The sequence below is a fragment of the Microbacterium aquimaris genome (assembly GCF_039531285.1).
In the GTDB taxonomy this organism is placed as follows: domain Bacteria; phylum Actinomycetota; class Actinomycetes; order Actinomycetales; family Microbacteriaceae; genus Microbacterium; species Microbacterium aquimaris.
Genome location: NZ_BAAAPT010000002.1, coordinates 423,475 through 441,240, shown reverse-complemented (window position 1 = coordinate 441,240; position 17,766 = coordinate 423,475). Strand labels below are relative to the sequence as shown.

Genomic DNA, 17,766 nt, shown 5'->3' with positions numbered 1-17,766 from the left:
TCAGGACGTGAGCGCGGCGATCAGGCGCTCCCGGAGAGCCGCGCCGGTCTCGGCGAACGCCCGCTGGCGTCTGATGTACTCCGCTTTGCCCTCGGCGGTCTCGACCGCGACGGGCGGGTATCCCCAGTCCCGGAGATCGTAGGGCGAGGCCTGCATGTCGAGCGTGCGGATGGCCCGGGCATGGTGGAACGTGTCCAGCAACAGGTCGCCGGGAACGAGGGGGCCGCCTTTGACAGCCCACTTGTAGAGATCCATGCCGGCGTGCAGACAGCCCGGCTGCTCGCGCTCGGCCTGATCGTCGCGTGAGAGCACCTCGCGATTGCGTGGTGCCGCATCCGGAGTGAAGAAGCGGAACGCGTCGAAGTGCGTACAGCGCAGGTCGTGGCCTTCCACGACCGCGTCGGTACCGGACGCGCCGAGGCGCAGGGGGAGGTCGTGTCGGGGTCGCGGTGTCCGGTAGACCATCGCCCACTCGTGCATCCCGAAGCAACCGAACGCGGGGGCGCGGGAGGCGGTGGACTCCAGGATCCGGACGACGTTCGCGAGCATCGTGCCCCGTGTGGCACGGTAGGCCTCGGCATCGACGACCAATGCGCCCGCCGGTTCGGTCGGTACGTATCCGCGCCACTGGGCGCGTCGGGTCGACGCCGCGCCCTCGAGCACGACGCCTGCGCCGGGGTGCCATCGGCGCAGGACGGACGGCTTGTACGAGTAGTACGTGAACAGGAAGTCTTCGACCGGATGGGTGCGGCGGCGGGCCGCCCGCGCCCGGTGCGTCGCGGTCAGCTCGTCGGCGAGCGCGACGTGCCGGGCCTCGTGCTCGCGCCACTGTTCGGCCCGGAGGACGGTGTGGGTGGTCACGACGGGACCGGATCGAGCAGATCGGGCCGATTGTTGCGGACGTTGCCCACCGCGGTCGACACGGGGCGTAGCTCCAACGTCCCGGCGACCGCGGGAGCGGCGTCGACGGCGGCGTCGAGCACGTCGCGGACGTTCTCGGTCGTCGGGTCGAGCCACGCGTCCGCGTGGTCCGGGTCGACGAACACGGGCATCCGGTCGTGGATCGAGCCGAGGGGTCCGAATGCGTCGCGGGTGAGGATGGTGAAGCTAAGCATCCACCGGCCCGGATCGTCGTCGGCTTTGCGGGGATCGCGCCACCACTCGTACAGGCCGGCGAAGAACAGCGGGGCGTCGTCGACAGGATGGATGTAGTGGGGGATCTTCCCGTCGGCCGTCTTCTGCCACTCGTAGTACCCCGAAACGGGCACGACCGCGCGACGCTTGTGGAGGGCGTTGCGGAACATCGGCTTGTCCTCGAGCTCTTCCGACCGCGCGTTGAACGCGCGGGCACCGATCGAGGGGTCCTTGGCCCAACCGGGGACCAGGCCCCACCGTGCACGGGCGAGACGGCGCGTCGGCGGCTCGGTCTTCACGGAATCGAGCACGACGGCGGCCGGATCGGTGGGGGCGATGTTGTAGGACGGGGCGGGCAGGTCCTCGCCTTCCACATCGACGCGCAACACACCGACCAGCTCGGAGCCCACGTTGGCGACGACGAACCTTCCACACATGTTCACCAGCCTACGTGCGGAAGTCGGCACGGTTCAGGCGTCGACCACACCTTCTTCCCGCAGCCGCCGCAGCAGGCCTTCGCCGTGCGAGGCGGTGACCCAGGGCACGGACGCGGCGGTGTGGTCGTTCACGGCGGTGCGCCCCCCGGCCAGGACCGCCTCAGCGGGGGACAACCGTCGGATGGCCACGGCGGCGACGTTGTCGGGATGCTCGCTGGCGAAGGTGGTGTAGATCTCGTCGTCGTGCTGGCCGTCGTCACCGACCAGGAGCCAGGTGATGTCCGGGAACTCGGCCGCGAGTCTGCGGAGGTTGGCCTCTTTGTGCAGCTGCCCGCTGCGGAACCAGCGGTCGTGCGTGGGCCCCCAGTCGGTCAGCAGCGTCGCGCCCGCCGGATAGAGGTGACGTCGGAGGAACCGTGTCAGGGTCGGCGCGATGTTCCAGGCCCCGGTCGACAGGTAGATCACGGGGGTACCGGGACGATCGCGCACCAGGGTCTCCAAAAGCACGGCCATGCCGGCCACGGGTTGGCGAGCGTGCTCGTCGACCACGAAGGAATTCCACGCCGCCAGAAGGGGACGGGGCAACGCGGTGACCATCACGGTGTCGTCGACGTCCGAGACGATGCCGAAGCGGACGTCGGGGGCGACGATGAACGCGCGCGTCTCGACGGGCGCGCCGCCTTCGACGGACATGGTGAACGTCTGCCAGCCCGGTTCCAACCCGGCCGGCAACACGGTGTCGATGACCCCGCCGCGGTCGGCGACGACATCGTGGGCGACACCGGCGATGGTCACGGTCACCTGCGCGAACCCGATCGGGACGGCGACGAAGCTTCGCCAACCGCGCACGCCGCCGTACTCCCCGCCGTTGCGCGACGACGGCGGCGGCACGATCAGCACCCGTCCGAGGACGCGCACCCATTCGGTGCTGCCGTATCCCGGGAACGGTGTGACGGTCGGGGTCAGTCCGCGCTTGCGTGCCCGACGCTCGCGCCAGGCGTGGAAACGGCGTTCCCACCGGGCCAGCCACAGCACTTTCGGGCGTGCGGGTTCCTCGGTGGGGGCGACCATGCCTCTCAGTCTTCCACGGCGGAGCGGCGGTGGAGGGCCGTCGTGGATGTGCCGTCGTCGACGAGGTGCTTCCGCTCCGCGCGTTCGATGATCTTCTTGGTCACCACGACGAGGACGAGGAAGACCACGATGACGCCCACGAAGATGTACCCGGCGTAGTGGAGCTGGTCGGCGAGCTCCCGATACGTGCCGGCCGCCGCGGAGGACACCGACACGTACAGCGCCGACCACACGATGCACGCGGGAGTGGTCCAGGCCAGGAAACGGGTGTAGCGATAGCCGCTCATCCCGACCGTCAGTGGCACGAGGGAGTGCAGGACGGGCAGGAACCGGGACAGGAAGATCGCCGGTCCGCCACGCCGTTCCAGATAGCGCTCCGATCGCACCCAGTTGGCCTCGCCGATCCGACGGCCCACACGTGAGTGGCGGATGCGGGGGCCGAGGAAGCGTCCCAGAGCAAAGCCGATGCTCTCGCCGATGAGGGCTCCGATCACGACGACGACCCCCAGGATCACGCCCTCCCACACGGTGGAGACCGCGGTGCCGGCGACGATCACGATGGTGTCGCCGGGGACGATCAAGCCGATGAGGACACTCGTCTCCAACATGATCGCCAGCCCCGCGAGGGCGGTGCGCAACACCGGATCGACCGACTGCACAGCGTCGAGGATCCAGGTGAGCAGGTCGTTCACCCCATCGAGATTACGTGCGCGGCCTAGCCTGGAGGTGTGAAATCCCCGTCGGTCCGCGTCGAATACCCCGAGTGGGTCGACCCGGAGGACGTCTACGTCGCGTTGTGCGGCGACGCGGAGAATTCGTTCTGGCTCGACGCCGGGGACGACGCCGTCCAGGGGTGGTCATGGGTCGGGGCCGGCCTGCCGGGGCGCGACCACGACGCTCCGCCGCGGGTGCACATCCACCCGGGGGCAGGCTCCGCATCCGGTCCGACCGTCGGCGGATGGGTCGGATGGATGGACTACGACTCCGCCGCCCGGGGCGCCGGAGTCCCCGCCCACATCGAGGCACCGGGCGCACGGGGGATGCGCGTGGACTGGTGCATCGGCTTCGACCACGCCCGAGAGGCCGTCGTGCTCATCGCCGCGCCGACACGGATCGACGCCCTCATGGCGGCGGTCGCGCGGGTGGCCGTCGCGCCCCCGGTCGCGCCGGCGCCGCGACTCGAGGCGGTCGCCCGGCACCGGCCCGACGCCTACGTGCGGGCGATCGCCGCGTGTCGGCGGGCGATCCGGGAAGGCGAGGCCTACCAGCTGTGCCTGACCACGCGCTTCGAGGTCGCCACGCGGGCGGACGCCGTCGCGGTCTTCCGGCGGCTACGGGCGGCGACCGGTTCGCACCACGCGGGCCTCATCCGTTCCGGCGAGGTCGCGTTGGCCAGCGCGAGCCCCGAGCGCTTCCTCGAGATCGACCGGGGACGGGTCGCCACCCACCCGATCAAGGGAACCCGCCCGCGCCACGGCGATCCCGTGGCGGACCGGGCCGCCGCCGACGAACTGCGAGCCAGCGCGAAAGAGCGCGCGGAGAACGTGATGATCGTCGATCTGATGCGCAACGACCTCTCGCGCGTATGCCGACCGGGCTCGGTACGCGTTCCGCGCCTGCTCGCCGTCGAGTCCTACCCGGCGGTGCACCAGCTTGTGAGCACGGTCACCGGACGGCTCCGCGTCGGGGTGTCCACCACCGACGTCCTGGCCGCGACATTCCCCGCGGGGAGCATGACCGGGGCGCCGAAGGTGTCGGCGATGACCATCCTCCACGGGCTCGAACGAGGTCCCCGCGGGGTCTTCGCGGGCTGCTTCGGATGGGTCGGTGAGAACGGGGCGGCCGACCTCGCGATGGTGATCCGCTCGGTGCTCGTGGAGCCGCACCGAGCGGTGGTCGGGGCGGGCGGCGGGATCACCTGGAGGTCCGTCCCCGAGGCCGAGGTGGCCGAGGTCGCGGTCAAGGCGCGTGCGCCGTTGGCCGCCGTGGGTGCCGAACTCCCGGAGGCATGGCGGCGGGCGGGGCCCGCGTGAGACTCAGGTAACCTGAAAGACGCCTTCCGCGCGCCCCGGTACTCCTCGATTGGTTCCCCACGTGTCACAGAACTCCACCCCCGACAGCGCCGCTTCCCACGACGGAGGCGGCTTCGACGCGCACGCCGTCGAGCGCAAGTGGCAGCAGCGTTGGGAACAGGCCGATCCGTTCAAGGCGGGCGGCCCCGAGGACACCCGTCCTCGCAAGTACGTGCTGGCGATGTTCCCGTACCCGTCGGGCGATCTGCACATGGGTCACGCCGAGAACTACCTGTACTCCGACATCGTGGCCCGCTTCTGGCGTCATCGTGGGTACAACGTGCTCAACCCGATCGGATGGGACTCCTTCGGCCTTCCCGCCGAGAACGCGGCGATCAAGCGGGGGGCGGACCCGCGCGAGTGGACCTACGACAACATCGCCCAGCAGAAGACGGGCTTCCGTTCCTACGGGGTGTCCTTCGACTGGAACCGGGTCCTGCACACGAGCGACCCCGACTACTACCAGTGGAACCAGTGGCTGTTCCAGCGTCTGCACGAGCGGGGGCTCGCCTACCGCAAGGACGCTTCGGTGAACTGGGATCCGGTCGACCAGACCGTGCTCGCCAACGAGCAGGTGCTGCCCGACGGCACCTCCGAGCGCAGCGGCGCCGTCGTGGTGAAGAAGAAGCTCGAGCAGTGGTACTTCAAGATCACCGACTACGCCGACCGCCTGCTGGACGACCTCAACCAGCTTGAGGGACGCTGGCCGCAGAAGGTCATCCGGATGCAGCGCAACTGGATCGGCCGCTCGGTCGGCGCCGACATCGACTTCGAGATCGAGGGACGCGACGAGAAGGTGACGGTGTTCTCCACGCGCCCCGACACGCTCCACGGCGCCACCTTCTTCGTGGTCGCGCCCGAGAGTGACCTGGCCGCCGAGCTGGCCGCCGGGGCCTCCAAGCAGGTGCAGGAGAGGTTCGCGGAATACCTGGAGTCGGTGGGACGCCAGACCGAGATCGAGCGGCAGTCGACCGACCGTCCCAAGACCGGTGTGTTCTTGGAGCGCTACGCGATCAACCCCGCAAACGGTGAGCGGTTGCCGGTGTGGGCGGCGGACTACGTCCTGGCCGACTACGGACACGGCGCCGTCATGGCCGTTCCCGCCCACGACCAGCGCGACCTCGACTTCGCCCGCGCATTCGACCTGCCGGTCAAGGTCGTCGTCGACACCACCGCGCCCATCACCGGCGCCATCCCGGTGATCGACCTCGACGAGGAGGGCAACCCCGTCGACCCGCTCGCCGACGATCCGTCGTTGGACGATCTCGACCCGGCGCGCACCGGCGTGGCGCTGGCCGGTGAGGGGCGGATGATCAATTCCGGCTCGCTGGACGGCCTGTCCAAGCGCAACGCGATCGCACGCATGATCGAGGAACTCGAGGCCAAGGGCGCGGGGCGTGCATCGAAGTCCTACCGTCTGCGCGACTGGCTCATCTCGCGCCAGCGGTTCTGGGGCACGCCCATCCCGATGATCCACACCGATGACGGCCGAATCGTGCCGGTCCCCGAGGACCAGCTGCCGTTGACCCTGCCGGATGCGGCCGGGCTGGACCTCGCTCCGAAGGGCACCTCTCCGCTGGGGGCGGCCACCGACTGGGTGGAGACGGTCGACCCGGAGACCGGTCGACCCGCGCGGCGAGACCCCGACACGATGGACACCTTCGTCGACAGCTCGTGGTACTTCCTGCGGTTCCTCTCGCCCGGTGACCCGAACGAGGCGTTCTCGCCCGCAGAGGCGATGAAGTGGGCACCGGTGGACTTCTACATCGGTGGCGTCGAGCACGCCATCCTCCACCTGCTGTACGCGCGTTTCATCACCAAGGTGCTGTACGACATGGGCCTGGTCGATTTCACCGAGCCGTTCTCGAGCCTCATCAACCAGGGCATGATCATCCTGGGCGGAACGAAGATGTCCAAGAGCAAGGGCAACCTCGTCGTCTTCCAGGACGAACTGGACGCGCACGGTGCCGATGCGCTGCGGGTCGCGCTCGCCTTCGCCGGGCCGGTGGAGGACGACAAGGACTGGAACGACGTGTCGACCACCGGCGCCCAGAAGTTCCTGTCGCGGGCGTGGCGGGTCGCGCACGATGTCACCAGCGCCCCCGACGTCGTGTGGAAGGACGGCGACGTGGGACTGCGGCGCATCACCCACCGTCTGCTCGCGGACGCCCCGACCCTGGTCGAGCAGACCAAGTTCAACGTCGTGGTCGCCCGGCTGATGGAACTGGTCAACGCGACCCGGAAGGTGATCGACACCGGCGCCGGCGCTGCAGACCCGGCCGTGCGCGAAGCGGCGGAGGCGACGGCGATGATCCTCGACCTGTTCGCCCCGCACACCGCCGAGGAGATGTGGGAGACGCTCGGGTATGAGCCGTTCGTCGGCCTCGTCCCGTGGCGGCACGCGGATCCGACCCTCCTCGTGGAGGAGTCGGTGACGGCGGTGGTGCAGATCAACGGCAAGGTGCGCGCGACCCTCGAGGTGCCGGCTCGCATCGAGCCCGACGCCCTCGAGAAGCTCGCCCGCGAGGACGCCCGTGTCGTCCGCGCGCTCGGCGACAAGACCATCGCACGAGCCATCGTCCGCGCGCCGAAGGTCGTCAGCTTCAGCGCGAACTGATCCTCCCCAGGCGGCGTCTGCGGCGAGTCCTCCACCGGTGTGCCGCCGGGTACGGGGCCGGTCTCGTGCCGCCCGTAGCGTGAGCTCGTGACGCGCACGCCCGAGACCCCGACCGCCCGGCGGTGGGGCGTGGGCGGACTTGTCGCGCTGGTGCTCGGCGCCCTCGCGGTGACCGTCGCCGTCGGGTTGATCCGTGGGGCGGCGACCCCCGTCGAACCGGTCCCTGTCGAACCCGCCGCCACGGCTGCACCCGCTGCTTCCGGACTGTACATCCATGTTTCGGGAGCCGTCGCGAAACCCGGGCTGTACGTGCTCGAGCCTGATGCGCGGGTGATGGACGCGATCGCGGCGGCCGGCGGGCTGACAGGAGACGGGGACTCCGCGGCGGTGAACCTGGCGCGGCCTCTCGGCGACGGCGAGCAACTCCACGTCCCGGAAATCGGCGAGTCCCCTTCGCCGCCCACGTCCGCGGGCGAGGGCGGCGGGCCGGTGGACCTCAACACCGCGGACGTGACGACCCTCGAGACGCTGCCGGGCATCGGACCGGCATTGGGCGCGCGGATCGTCGCGTGGCGAGAGCAGAACGGCCGATTCGGCAGCGTCGAAGACCTTCTCGCGGTCGCGGGCATCGGCGAGAAGGTGCTCGCGGGGCTGCGTGATCTGGTCGTGGTCTGATGCGGCGGGCGTGGACGCTCCTTCCGGCGGCCGTGCTCACATGGATCGTCGCCGGCCTGGTGACGACACGGCCGGAGTCGGCACCCGCGGTGGTCGCCGCGAGCGCCGTCGCTGTCGCGGTCGTCGCCGTGGCGTACCCGGCGCTGCGGCGACGGGCGGATGCGCGGCGCTTCGGTGCGGTGGCGGTGATCGCCGCGTTGGCGGCGCTGGTGGCGGCATCGGGGGTGTGGGCGGCATCCGAGTCCCGCGAACGTTTCCTCGACCTCCGCGAGGGACGCGGCGTGGGAGAGCTGACCGCCGTCGTCGCGGGGAAGATCGAACGGTGGGGGTCCGATCGTGTCGCGTTCGACGCCGTCACGGTCAGCGTCGCCGGCGCCTCCGAGCCGCTCGCCGTCCCCGTCCAGATCATCGTCGCACCCGCCGACGTCGCATCCTTCGTCGATCTCGATGCGGGAGCCACCGTCCGCACGGTCGGGATGCCCGAGCCGACGGCGCCGGGGGAGCGTGCGGTGGCGCGCCTGCACGCCTCGGGCGGCGTCGACGTGCTTGCCCCGCCCGAGGGAATCCTGCGGGTCTCCAGCGACCTGCGCCGTGGCCTGTTGGAGGCGGTCGCGGGCCTGCCGACGGACGGAGCGTCGCTGGTGCCCGGATTGGCCGTCGGTGACACCCTCCTCGTGCCCGAACCGCTGGACGAGGCGATGAAGCAGGCATCACTGTCGCACTTGACGGCCGTGTCCGGCGCCAACTGCGCGTTGGTGGTCGGCATCGCCTTCGGGCTCGTGGCGGCCGCCGGAGCCGGTCGAGGCGTGCGGATCGCCGTGGCCATGGTCTCGCTCGCCGGATTCGTCCTGCTGGTCACGCCCGAGCCGAGCGTGGTGCGCGCGGCCGGAATGGCCGCGGTCGCGATGTTCGCGCTGCTTCTGGGCCGCACCGCCCAGGGGATCGCCGTGCTGTCGGCGGCGGTGGCCGGGGCTCTCGCGCTGGACCCCTGGCTCGCCGGCTCCCTCGGGTTCGCCCTGTCGGCGGCGGCCACCGCGTCGCTGCTGCTGTTCGCACGACCGTTGGCGGCCGGGCTCGCCCGGATCCTCCCGGCGCCCCTCGCCCTCGTCGTGGCCGTCCCGCTCGCGGCGCAACTGGCGTGCGGGCCGCTGCTGATCCTGATCACCCCCGTCGTCCCGATCTACGGCGTCGCCGCCAACGTTCTGGCCGCGCCGGCGGCACCTGCGGTCACCGTCCTCGGGCTGGCCGCGTGCCTGGCCGGGCCCCTGCCCGTCCTGGCCTCGGGGTTGGCTGCCCTCGCGTGGTTGCCGGCGGCGTGGATCGCCGCGACGGCCGCGACGGTGGGTGCGCTTCCCGGCGATCAGCTGCCCTGGATCGGTGGCCCCGGCGGGGCGGTGCTCCTGGCGGCGGCTTCGATCGCCGTCGGCCTGTCGATCGGGCTACGCGGCGACGCTCCGCTCCCGCGGCGCGTGCGCGGCGTGTCCCGCGCCCTCGTCGCCGTCCTCCTCGGTGTCGTGACCGGGACCGCGGCACTCGGGGGCGTCCTCGGGCCGATGACGATCCCGGCGGGCTGGCAGATCGTCGCGTGCGACGTGGGTCAAGGGGACGCGGTCCTCGTGCGGGCGGGAGACCAGGTCGCGCTCATCGACACGGGACCCGACTCCGTCGCACTGGGAAGGTGTCTGGAGCGCACCGGTGTCGACCGCGTCGACCTCCTCGTGCTCACCCACTTCGATCACGATCACGCCGGCGCGGCGGACGCGGTCGCAGGGCGGACGGCGACGGTCATCCACGGTCCCGTGGGCTCGGCGGAGGACGCGGCGATCCTCGCGACGCTCGAGCACGGTGGCGCGGAGGTCCACGAGGTCGCCGCCGGGGCGGCGGGTGCGCTCGGACCCGCCGCGTGGGAGGTGCTCTGGCCGCCCGCGGATCGGACCGTGGCACCCGGAAACGACGCGAGCGTCGTGACGGCCTTCTCCGGTGGGGCGATCCCCTCCGTGCTGTTGTTGGGGGATCTCTCCGAGGCGCCCCAACGACAACTCCTTCCCCGCGTGACCGGCCGCTTCGAGGTGGTGAAGGTCGCCCACCATGGCAGCGCCGACCAGAGTGCGGTGCTCTACGAACGGATCGCCGCGCGCGTGGGCCTGGTCACGGTCGGCGCCGACAACGGCTACGGGCATCCGCGCGCAGAGGCCCTGGCTCTGGTGGGCGGGAACGGCGGGGTCGTGGCGCGGACCGACCGGCACGGGCTGGTGGCGGTCTGGCGGGAGGGTGATGAACTGTCGGTGTGGCGCGAGCACGCCGCCGCTGTCGCACCCGCCGCTGTCCCACCCGCCGGATAGGCTGGAGCCATGTCGCCGTCCGCCCGCCGTCGTTCCCCGGCGGCGTCCAAATCGGCCATTCCGCAACATTCCTGGCGGTCGCCGCAACCGGCACCGCTCGTGCTCGTGTCCGGGCCGGAGGAGGTGTGCGCGGAACGCGCGATCGCCGGCATCCGCGACTACTTGCGGGCCGAGGACGCGAGCTTGGAGGTCTCCGATATCCGGGCCGACTCCTACGAGGCGGGAGCCCTCCTGGCGATGACCTCGCCTTCGCTGTTCGGCGAGCCGCGGCTGGTCCGCGTGAGCGGAGTCGAGCGGTGCTCTGACGCGTTCCTCCGTGAGGCCTTGGCCTACGTGCAGGCCCCCCAGGAGGGCGCCACCGTCATCCTGCGCCACACCGGCGCGAGTGTGCGGGGCAAGAAGCTCCTCGAAGCCGTCCGGTCGGGACAGGGCGGGGGAGTCGAAGTGGCCTGTCCCGCGATCAAGCGCGATGCGGACCGATACGACTTCGCGGCGGGGGAGTTCTCCGCAGCCGGCCGCCGCATCCAGCCCGCCGCGCTCCGCGCGCTGACCTCGGCGTTCGCCGACGATGTGACCGAGCTGGCCGCCGCGTGTCAGCAGTTGATCTCCGATGTGGCCGGCGATATCACGGAACAGACCGTGCAGCGCTACTACGGCGGTCGTGTGGAGACGTCCGCGTTCACCGTCGCCGACACGGCGATCGCCGGGCGCTACGGCGAGGCGCTGGTGTCCCTGCGGCACGCGATCGCCTCCGGCGCCGATCCGGTGCCGCTCGTGGCGGCGATCGCGTCGAAGCTGCGCACGATGGCGCGCGTGTACGGCGTCCGGGAGTCCTCCGGCGCGTTGGCGGCTCGCCTGGGACTGAAGGACTGGCAGGTCGATCGTGCCCGACGCGACCTTGCCGGGTGGGATGAAGCCGCCCTCCAACGCGCGATCCAGGCGGCCGCGCGCGCCGATGCGGAGGTCAAGGGGGCGTCCCGGGACGCCGTGTTCGCCGTCGAGCGGCTCGTGACGGTCATCGCCACCCGCGCACCGTTCGGAGACTGACGCGCCGCCCGCACCCACGCGGTTCCGGCTCGCGTGGGTGCCTCGTGCCTCGTACCCGGCCGAGGGCGTGCCCCCTCCGTGAACGAGGAAGGCCCGCCCCGGAATCGGGACGGGCCTTCCTCGGGTGAGGTGCGTCGCTCAGAGCGATGCGACCTGCTTGGCGATCGCCGACTTGCGGTTCGCCGCCTGGTTCTTGTGGATGACGCCCTTGCTCACGGCCTTGTCGAGCTTCTTGGTCGCCGACCCGAGGGCCTTCTCCGCAGCGGTCTTGTCGCCCGAGGCGATGGCCTCGTGGGTGCGACGCACTGCGGTCTTCAGCTCGCTCTTGACGGCCTTGTTGCGCTCGCGCGCCTTCTCGTTGGTCTTGTTGCGCTTGATCTGCGACTTGATGTTCGCCACGTCGACGTATCTTTCGTTCGGAGTGATCGGTGGAATGCCGAGAGGCAAGAGAGGGATGCCGCACGGCGGTCGTGAGGGTGGGAACCCACACGCAAGCCAAACACCGATCTTACCAGGTTCGCGGGGCTTGCTCCGACGCGGGGTTCTCCAGGGTCGCGATCGCCAGATCCAGGAGGGCGTTGAACACGCGCGGACGCATCGCGGTGACCAGGTGAGTGGTCTTCGGGACGACGATCAGCTCGGCGTGGGGGGCGATCTTCGTGAACAGCCGCTCGTTCACGCGGAGCTGGTCGTACTGCCCGTTGACGAACCACATCGGCACGTCGATGCGCTCCAGGGCGCCGAGCAGATCCAGCACGGACAGGGTGCGCAACGCGACGTCCTGCGCGGCGTAGGCGTAGCCGCCGGCGGCGAAGTCGTATCGCGTCTCATCGGGCAGCGTCGCATCCAGCACGCGGTCGGTCAGCCACATCCCGCGGTCGGGAAGGGCGTCGAAACCGCGGGCCAACATACGGTACGTGGCCAACCCCACGCCGCGTGGGATCGCCGTGCACGCGGCTGCGATGAATCCGGCGACCGGCGGCGGGTCTTCCGCGCCGGCGTACTCGATCGACAGCAGCCCGCCCATCGAGTGGCCCACCAGCAGGACCGGGCCCCGCTCGGCCGCCGCTCGGACGGCGCGGTCGATCGTGACGAACGCCTCGTCGAGCGTGAACACGTCGTGCATGCGCGAGCCGTGGCCGGGAAGATCGACCGCGGTCACCGCGTACCCGCGCCGGTCGAGATGCTCCATCTGCGCGCGCCACATCGTCGCGGACGTGCGGATCCCGTGCACCAGCACGACCTGAACCGCCATGTCTCCAGACTAAACGCGGGTTCACCCCCGCGTGGTGTCCGATCGTGTCCCCTTCTCTGCGCTCAGCGGCCGGCGTGCGCGCCGATTTCGGGACATGGGTGAGGAGTGGGGTGTGCGGTGGCGACGGGGGAGACGGCTCCCCCGTAGAATCGTCGGGACATGTCACCGCGCGCACTCACGCCCCTGCAGCCTTCCGCGACCCCGCCGGAGTCGATCCGGAACTTCTGCATCATCGCCCACATCGACCACGGCAAGTCGACCCTGGCCGATCGGATGCTCCAGATCACCGGCGTCGTGGCCGACCGTGACATGCGTGCCCAATACCTCGATCGCATGGACATCGAGCGCGAACGCGGCATCACGATCAAGTCGCAGGCGGTGCGGATGCCGTGGGCGGTCACCGACGAGGCCGGTGTCGAGCACACGTTCGCCCTCAACATGATCGACACGCCCGGCCACGTCGACTTCACCTACGAGGTCTCGCGCTCTCTCGCCGCGTGCGAGGGGGCGATCCTGCTCGTCGACGCCGCGCAGGGGATCGAGGCGCAGACCCTCGCGAACCTGTATCTGGCGCTCGAGAACGACCTCCAGATCATCCCTGTCCTGAACAAGATCGATCTGCCGGCCGCCGACCCGGACAAGTTCGCAGCCGAGCTGGCCGGTCTCATCGGCGGTGAGCCGGAGGACGTGCTGCGGGTCAGCGGCAAGACGGGCATGGGGGTCGAGGCGCTCCTGGACCGCTTGGTCGAGACGATCCCGGCGCCGGTCGGCGACGCCGACGCGCCGGCGCGCGCGATGATCTTCGACTCGGTCTACGACGCGTACCGCGGTGTGGTCACGTACGTCCGCATGGTCGACGGCAAGCTCGAGCCGCGCCAGCGCATCCAGATGATGTCCACGCGCGCCACCCATGAGCTCCTCGAGATCGGCGTGTCCAGTCCCGAACCGATCCCGACGAAGGGGCTCGGCGTGGGCGAGGTCGGCTACCTCATCACGGGTGTGAAGGATGTACGTCAGTCGAAGGTCGGTGACACGATCACCGACCAGCGTAAGCCGGCCGCTGATCCGCTCCCCGGCTACACCGACCCGAAGCCCATGGTCTTCTCGGGTATCTATCCCATCGACGGCAGCGACTACGCCGACCTGCGCGAGGCGCTCGACAAGCTCAAACTCTCGGATGCCTCTTTGCAGTACGAGCCCGAGACCTCCGTCGCCCTCGGATTCGGGTTCCGATGCGGGTTCCTCGGTCTGCTGCACCTGGAGATCATCACCGAGCGGCTGACCCGCGAGTTCGGGCTCGACCTGATCACCACCGCCCCGTCGGTGACCTACGACGTGGTGACCGACACCGGCGAGACGGTCAGCGTCACCAACCCGAGCGAGTATCCCGACGGCCGGGTCGCCGAGGTCTCCGAACCGGTCGTGAAGGTCGGCATCCTGTTGCCGAAGGACTATGTCGGCACCGTGATGGAGCTCTGCCAGGCGCGCCGGGGATCTCTGCTCGGCATGGACTACCTCAGCGAGGATCGTGTCGAGCTGCGCTACAACATGCCCCTCGGTGAGATCGTGTTCGACTTCTTCGACCACCTGAAGTCGAAGACGCAGGGGTACGCGAGCCTGGACTACGAGCCGGCCGGTTCGCAGACGGCGGACCTCGTGAAGGTCGACATCCTCCTCCAAGGGGAGAAGGTGGATGCGTTCAGTTCGATCGTCCATCGCGAGAAGGCGTACAGCTACGGCACGATGATGACCGAGCGACTGCGCAAGCTCATCCCGCGCCAGCAGTTCGAGGTGCCCATCCAGGCCGCCATCGGCGCCCGGATCATCGCCCGCGAGAACATCCGCGCCATCCGCAAGGACGTCCTGGCCAAGTGCTACGGCGGCGACATCTCCCGAAAGCGCAAGCTTCTGGAGAAGCAGAAGGAGGGCAAGAAGCGCATGAAGATGGTCGGTCGCGTCGAGGTCCCGCAGGAGGCGTTCATCGCCGCGCTGTCGGGTGACGTGGAAGCGAAGAAGTAGAACGCATCCGGCTCTCGCCAGATGCCCGGGAGCGGATCGGTAGGCTCGGTATATGCGCCGCGGAACCTTCAAGGACGACACGGTCGATTACGCCGCCGTCGGAGCCACACAGGCGCCCGACCTCATGCACTTCCCGCCGGAGCGCAGCATCCCCGCGGAGCAGTCGTGGCGGATCGGGTCGGGTGAGGCGCGCTTCCTCCGCGCGGGTGAGGCGCTGTTGTCGTGGGCGGCCCAGCGGGGCACCGGTCTCACGCTCAGCGACGTGCGTCCGGCGCCCGGGCCGATGTACTCCGGTGTCAGCTTCGATGCGGAGGGGGCGCCGATCGCGCCGAGCCGGACCCAGGCCGACCAGCGGTTCGACGCCGACGGAACACCGTTCGTCGCCGCGGGCACGACCATCCATCTGTCCGGCCGGGTCGGTGGGATGAGCGCCGACGCGGAGCTGCGCGTGATCTTCGCGATCGAGGAGCCGCGTCGCACCGGCTTCGCGTTGGGGACGCTCGGTGGCTCGGTCGTCAGCGGCGAGGAGTCGTTCATGGTCGAGTGGTACGACAACGACGAGGTGTGGTTCACCGTGCGCGCATTCGATGCGCCTCGCGCGTTGCCGTACCGTCTGTGCCCCGCGTTGACACGCCGTCGCCGCCGCGAGCTGTTCACCCGCTACCTGCGGGCGATCTCACCGCTGTACACGACGCCCGCGTGAGCGTCGATCAGAGGCGCTGATGGGCGCCGCGCTTCCTCTCGGTGATCCCGCCCCGGCGGACGGCGCCCTCCCCGAGGACCTCGTCGTCGACCCCGGCACCGCATTCGGCGCGTACCTGCACGTGCCGTTCTGTCGGGTCCGCTGCGGATACTGCGACTTCAACACCTATACCGCGACCGAGCTGCGCGGCGCACGCCAGGACACCTATGCCGACACGCTGCTCGAGGAGGTCGCTCTCGCCGGGCGGGTCCTCGCAGCGCGCGGGGGGCTTCGTCCGGCCTCGACGGTCTTCTTCGGCGGAGGCACCCCCACGCTGCTCCCGGCGGGCGACCTCGCTCGCATGCTCGACGGGGTGCGCGAGACGTTCGGGATCGACGCCGACGCCGAGGTGACGGTGGAGGCCAATCCCGACACGGTGAGCCCGGACGTGGTCGAAGAGCTCGCGGCGGCCGGTGTCACGCGCATGTCGATCGGCATGCAGTCGGCCGTTCCCCACGTGCTCGCCGCACTCGATCGCACCCATCGTCCGGAGAACGTCGAGACGGCGGTCATGGCGGCGCGTGCGGCGGGGCTGAAGGTGAGCGTGGATCTCATCTACGGCGCACCGGGGGAGAGTCTGGAGGACTGGGCGCGTTCGCTCGACGCGGCTGTGGCGCTTGCTCCCGACCATGTCTCGGCCTACGCGCTGATCATCGAGGACGGCACGAAGCTCTCCCGGCAGATCCGACGGGGGGAGGTTCCCGCCCCGGACGATGACCTCCAGGCCGACATGTACGAACGTGCCGAGGCGACCCTGACCGGTGGCGGCCTCCAGTGGTACGAGGTGTCCAACTGGGCTCGTGGTGACACCGACCGGTCCCGGCACAACCTTGCCTACTGGCGGGGTACGGACTGGTGGGGGTTCGGCCCGGGGGCACACAGTCACGTCTCGGGTCTGCGCTGGTGGAACGTGAAGCATCCAGCCGCATACTCGGCGCGGTTGGCGCGCGGGGAGTCACCCGCCGCCGGCAGGGAGCGTCCCGACGAGACCTCCCGCACTCTCGAGACCGTTCTGTTGCGCTCCCGCATCCGCGAGGGGTTGCCCGTGACGGAGGTACCCGCCGACGGTCGCGCCGCCGTGCCGGGGCTCATCGCCGACGGCCTCATCGACGGGGCGCAGGCAATCGCCGGCACCGTCGTGCTGACGATGCGCGGGCGGCTGCTCGCGGACGCGGTCGTCCGCGCACTCACCGGCTGAGCGGCGGGCCGGAACGCGACCGCCGTCGGGCACGGTAGAATTGGCACTCACTCGAGACGAGTGCCAGTGCACGCCGGACACGTACGCGGGAGGATCAATGGTCAGCGCACGCGGACTGGAAGTCCTCCGCGCGATCGTGCAGGACTTCGTCGAGACGCGCGAGCCGGTCGGGAGCAAGTCGATCGTCGATCGTCACGCTTTCGGCGTGTCGGCTGCCACGATCCGCAACGACATGGCCCTGCTCGAGGACGAGGACCTGATCGAGGCGCCGCACACATCGTCCGGGCGAGTGCCCACCGACAAGGGGTACCGCGTCTTCGTCGACCACCTTGCCGAGGTGCGTCCCCTCTCGCCCGCGCAACGCACGGCGATCGCATCGTTCCTGGAGGCGCCGGGAGACCTCGACGACCTGATGGTGCGCACCGTCCGCGCCCTCACGCAGCTGACCGGCCAGGTGGCGATCGTCCAATACCCGTCCTTCGCCCAGGCCCACGTCTCCCATGTGGAACTGGTCGGACTCGACACGGGGCGCATGTTGGTGGTGCTCGTCACCGACACCGGCCGCGTCTCGCAGCGACTCGTGTTCCTGCCCCACGACCCGGCCGAGGAAGACATCTTCCGCATGCGCACGGCGATCGCAGATCTCACCGTCGGCCGGCCGATCCGCGACGGTGCACAGGCCATCGCCGACCGGCTCGCGGCGGCCTCAGACGCGCGGGCGCCGCACGAAGCGCTCGTCGACGTCATCGCCATGGTCGTCGCCGAAGAGCTCGAGGAGTTCCGGCAGGATCGCCTGGTGATGGCGGGGACAGCCAACCTGGCCCGGCGTGAATCGGACTTCCGCGGCAGCATCTACCCGCTGTTGGAGGCCATCGAGGAGCAGGTGACCCTGATGCGCCTCATGGGTGAGATGGTCGCCGACGAGCACGGACTCGCGGCGAGTATCGGACGCGAGAACGAACCCTTCGGCCTGGCGGAGGCGTCGGTCGTCGCCGGCGAGTACGACGCGTCGGGTGCCCGCGCGCGCGTCGGCGTGCTGGGGCCGACCCGAATGGACTACCCGAGCAACCTCGCATCGGTGCGCGCCGTGGCGCGCTACCTGTCGCGACTGCTCGAAGAGGACGAGAACGCCCGCTGAGGCGTTCGACGACAGACGA

At 70.3% G+C, this 17,766-nt stretch carries 15 protein-coding genes; 9 read left to right on the top strand and 6 right to left on the bottom strand.

The features are described from left to right. The 4 genes from ABD204_RS11630 to ABD204_RS11615 are packed head-to-tail and all read right to left on the bottom strand — an operon-like array spanning position 1 to position 3,334. The gene (locus ABD204_RS11630) at positions 1-861 is read right to left on the bottom strand and encodes a 3-methyladenine DNA glycosylase (RefSeq protein ID WP_194424712.1); all 861 of its coding nucleotides are present in this window, start codon (positions 859-861) and stop codon (positions 1-3) included. Further along, positions 858-1,571 (bottom strand): SOS response-associated peptidase, encoded by a 714-nt coding sequence (locus ABD204_RS11625; protein WP_194424713.1) that lies wholly within the window; start codon positions 1,569-1,571, stop codon positions 858-860. The genes ABD204_RS11630 and ABD204_RS11625 overlap by 4 nt, the downstream gene beginning before the upstream one ends. Positions 1,572-1,604: 33 nt before the next feature. Beyond that, positions 1,605-2,642 (bottom strand): App1 family protein phosphatidate phosphatase, encoded by a 1,038-nt coding sequence (locus tag ABD204_RS11620; RefSeq protein WP_194424714.1) that lies wholly within the window; start codon positions 2,640-2,642, stop codon positions 1,605-1,607. Between the two features lie 5 nt (positions 2,643-2,647). Further along, positions 2,648-3,334 carry a DedA family protein gene (locus ABD204_RS11615; RefSeq protein WP_194424715.1) on the bottom strand — a complete coding sequence of 229 codons (687 nt, stop codon included), beginning with the start codon at positions 3,332-3,334 and terminating at the stop codon, positions 2,648-2,650. 36 nt (positions 3,335-3,370) lie between these two features. Between ABD204_RS11615 and pabB the strand changes: the two genes are divergently transcribed. The 5 genes from pabB to holA all read left to right on the top strand — a co-directional run bounded on the left by pabB (position 3,371) and on the right by holA (position 11,395). Next, the gene (gene pabB / locus ABD204_RS11610; protein ID WP_194424716.1) at positions 3,371-4,675 is read left to right on the top strand and encodes an aminodeoxychorismate synthase component I; all 1,305 of its coding nucleotides are present in this window, start codon (positions 3,371-3,373) and stop codon (positions 4,673-4,675) included. A 61-nt stretch (positions 4,676-4,736) separates the two neighbouring features. After that, positions 4,737-7,331, top strand: a complete 2,595-nt coding sequence (gene leuS / locus ABD204_RS11605) for a leucine--tRNA ligase (RefSeq protein WP_194424717.1) — start codon at positions 4,737-4,739, stop codon at positions 7,329-7,331. Between the two features lie 87 nt (positions 7,332-7,418). Next, on the top strand, positions 7,419-8,006 hold the full coding sequence (locus ABD204_RS11600; RefSeq protein ID WP_322597610.1) for a ComEA family DNA-binding protein: 588 nt from the start codon (positions 7,419-7,421) through the stop codon (positions 8,004-8,006). Further along, the gene (locus tag ABD204_RS11595; RefSeq protein WP_194424718.1) at positions 8,006-10,348 is read left to right on the top strand and encodes a ComEC/Rec2 family competence protein; all 2,343 of its coding nucleotides are present in this window, start codon (positions 8,006-8,008) and stop codon (positions 10,346-10,348) included. Before ABD204_RS11600 ends, ABD204_RS11595 begins: the two co-directional genes overlap by 1 nt. A gap of 9 nt (positions 10,349-10,357) precedes the next feature. Beyond that, a complete protein-coding gene (gene holA / locus ABD204_RS11590; protein ID WP_194424719.1) occupies positions 10,358-11,395 on the top strand; it encodes a DNA polymerase III subunit delta in 1,038 nt (345 codons plus the stop codon). A gap of 138 nt (positions 11,396-11,533) precedes the next feature. Here the strand turns inward: holA and rpsT are convergent, their stop codons facing one another. After that, on the bottom strand, positions 11,534-11,794 hold the full coding sequence (gene rpsT / locus ABD204_RS11585; protein WP_194424720.1) for a 30S ribosomal protein S20: 261 nt from the start codon (positions 11,792-11,794) through the stop codon (positions 11,534-11,536). Between the two features lie 109 nt (positions 11,795-11,903). Continuing rightward, complete coding sequence (locus tag ABD204_RS11580; protein ID WP_194424721.1) at positions 11,904-12,650, bottom strand: alpha/beta hydrolase; 747 nt, start codon at positions 12,648-12,650, stop codon at positions 11,904-11,906. Positions 12,651-12,809: 159 nt separating this feature from the next. On the opposite strand from ABD204_RS11580, the gene lepA reads away from it, so the two are divergent. The 4 genes from lepA to hrcA all read left to right on the top strand — a co-directional run bounded on the left by lepA (position 12,810) and on the right by hrcA (position 17,747). After that, positions 12,810-14,669, top strand: coding sequence for a translation elongation factor 4 (lepA, locus tag ABD204_RS11575; RefSeq protein ID WP_194424722.1), 1,860 nt, complete (start codon positions 12,810-12,812; stop codon positions 14,667-14,669). A 52-nt stretch (positions 14,670-14,721) separates the two neighbouring features. Further along, a complete protein-coding gene (locus tag ABD204_RS11570; protein WP_194424723.1) occupies positions 14,722-15,372 on the top strand; it encodes a DUF1990 domain-containing protein in 651 nt (216 codons plus the stop codon). A gap of 19 nt (positions 15,373-15,391) precedes the next feature. Continuing rightward, positions 15,392-16,609, top strand: coding sequence for a radical SAM family heme chaperone HemW (gene hemW, locus ABD204_RS11565; RefSeq protein WP_194424724.1), 1,218 nt, complete (start codon positions 15,392-15,394; stop codon positions 16,607-16,609). A 97-nt stretch (positions 16,610-16,706) separates the two neighbouring features. Then, positions 16,707-17,747, top strand: coding sequence for a heat-inducible transcriptional repressor HrcA (gene hrcA / locus ABD204_RS11560; RefSeq protein ID WP_194424725.1), 1,041 nt, complete (start codon positions 16,707-16,709; stop codon positions 17,745-17,747). Positions 17,748-17,766: the final 19 nt, after the last annotated feature.

Excerpts from the sequence above, each read along its gene's own strand:
- ABD204_RS11580 (WP_194424721.1), bottom strand. The coding sequence starts at position 12,650 with ATGGCGGTTCAGGTCGTGCTGGTGCACGGGATCCGCACGTCCGCGACG.
- holA (WP_194424719.1), top strand. The coding sequence starts at position 10,358 with ATGTCGCCGTCCGCCCGCCGTCGTTCCCCGGCGGCGTCCAAATCGGCC.
- hrcA (WP_194424725.1), top strand. The coding sequence starts at position 16,707 with ATGGTCAGCGCACGCGGACTGGAAGTCCTCCGCGCGATCGTGCAGGAC.
- ABD204_RS11620 (WP_194424714.1), bottom strand. The coding sequence starts at position 2,642 with ATGGTCGCCCCCACCGAGGAACCCGCACGCCCGAAAGTGCTGTGGCTG.
- lepA (WP_194424722.1), top strand. The coding sequence starts at position 12,810 with ATGTCACCGCGCGCACTCACGCCCCTGCAGCCTTCCGCGACCCCGCCG.
- ABD204_RS11570 (WP_194424723.1), top strand. The coding sequence starts at position 14,722 with ATGCGCCGCGGAACCTTCAAGGACGACACGGTCGATTACGCCGCCGTC.
- ABD204_RS11625 (WP_194424713.1), bottom strand. The coding sequence starts at position 1,571 with ATGTGTGGAAGGTTCGTCGTCGCCAACGTGGGCTCCGAGCTGGTCGGT.
- hemW (WP_194424724.1), top strand. The coding sequence starts at position 15,392 with ATGGGCGCCGCGCTTCCTCTCGGTGATCCCGCCCCGGCGGACGGCGCC.
- ABD204_RS11595 (WP_194424718.1), top strand. The coding sequence starts at position 8,006 with ATGCGGCGGGCGTGGACGCTCCTTCCGGCGGCCGTGCTCACATGGATC.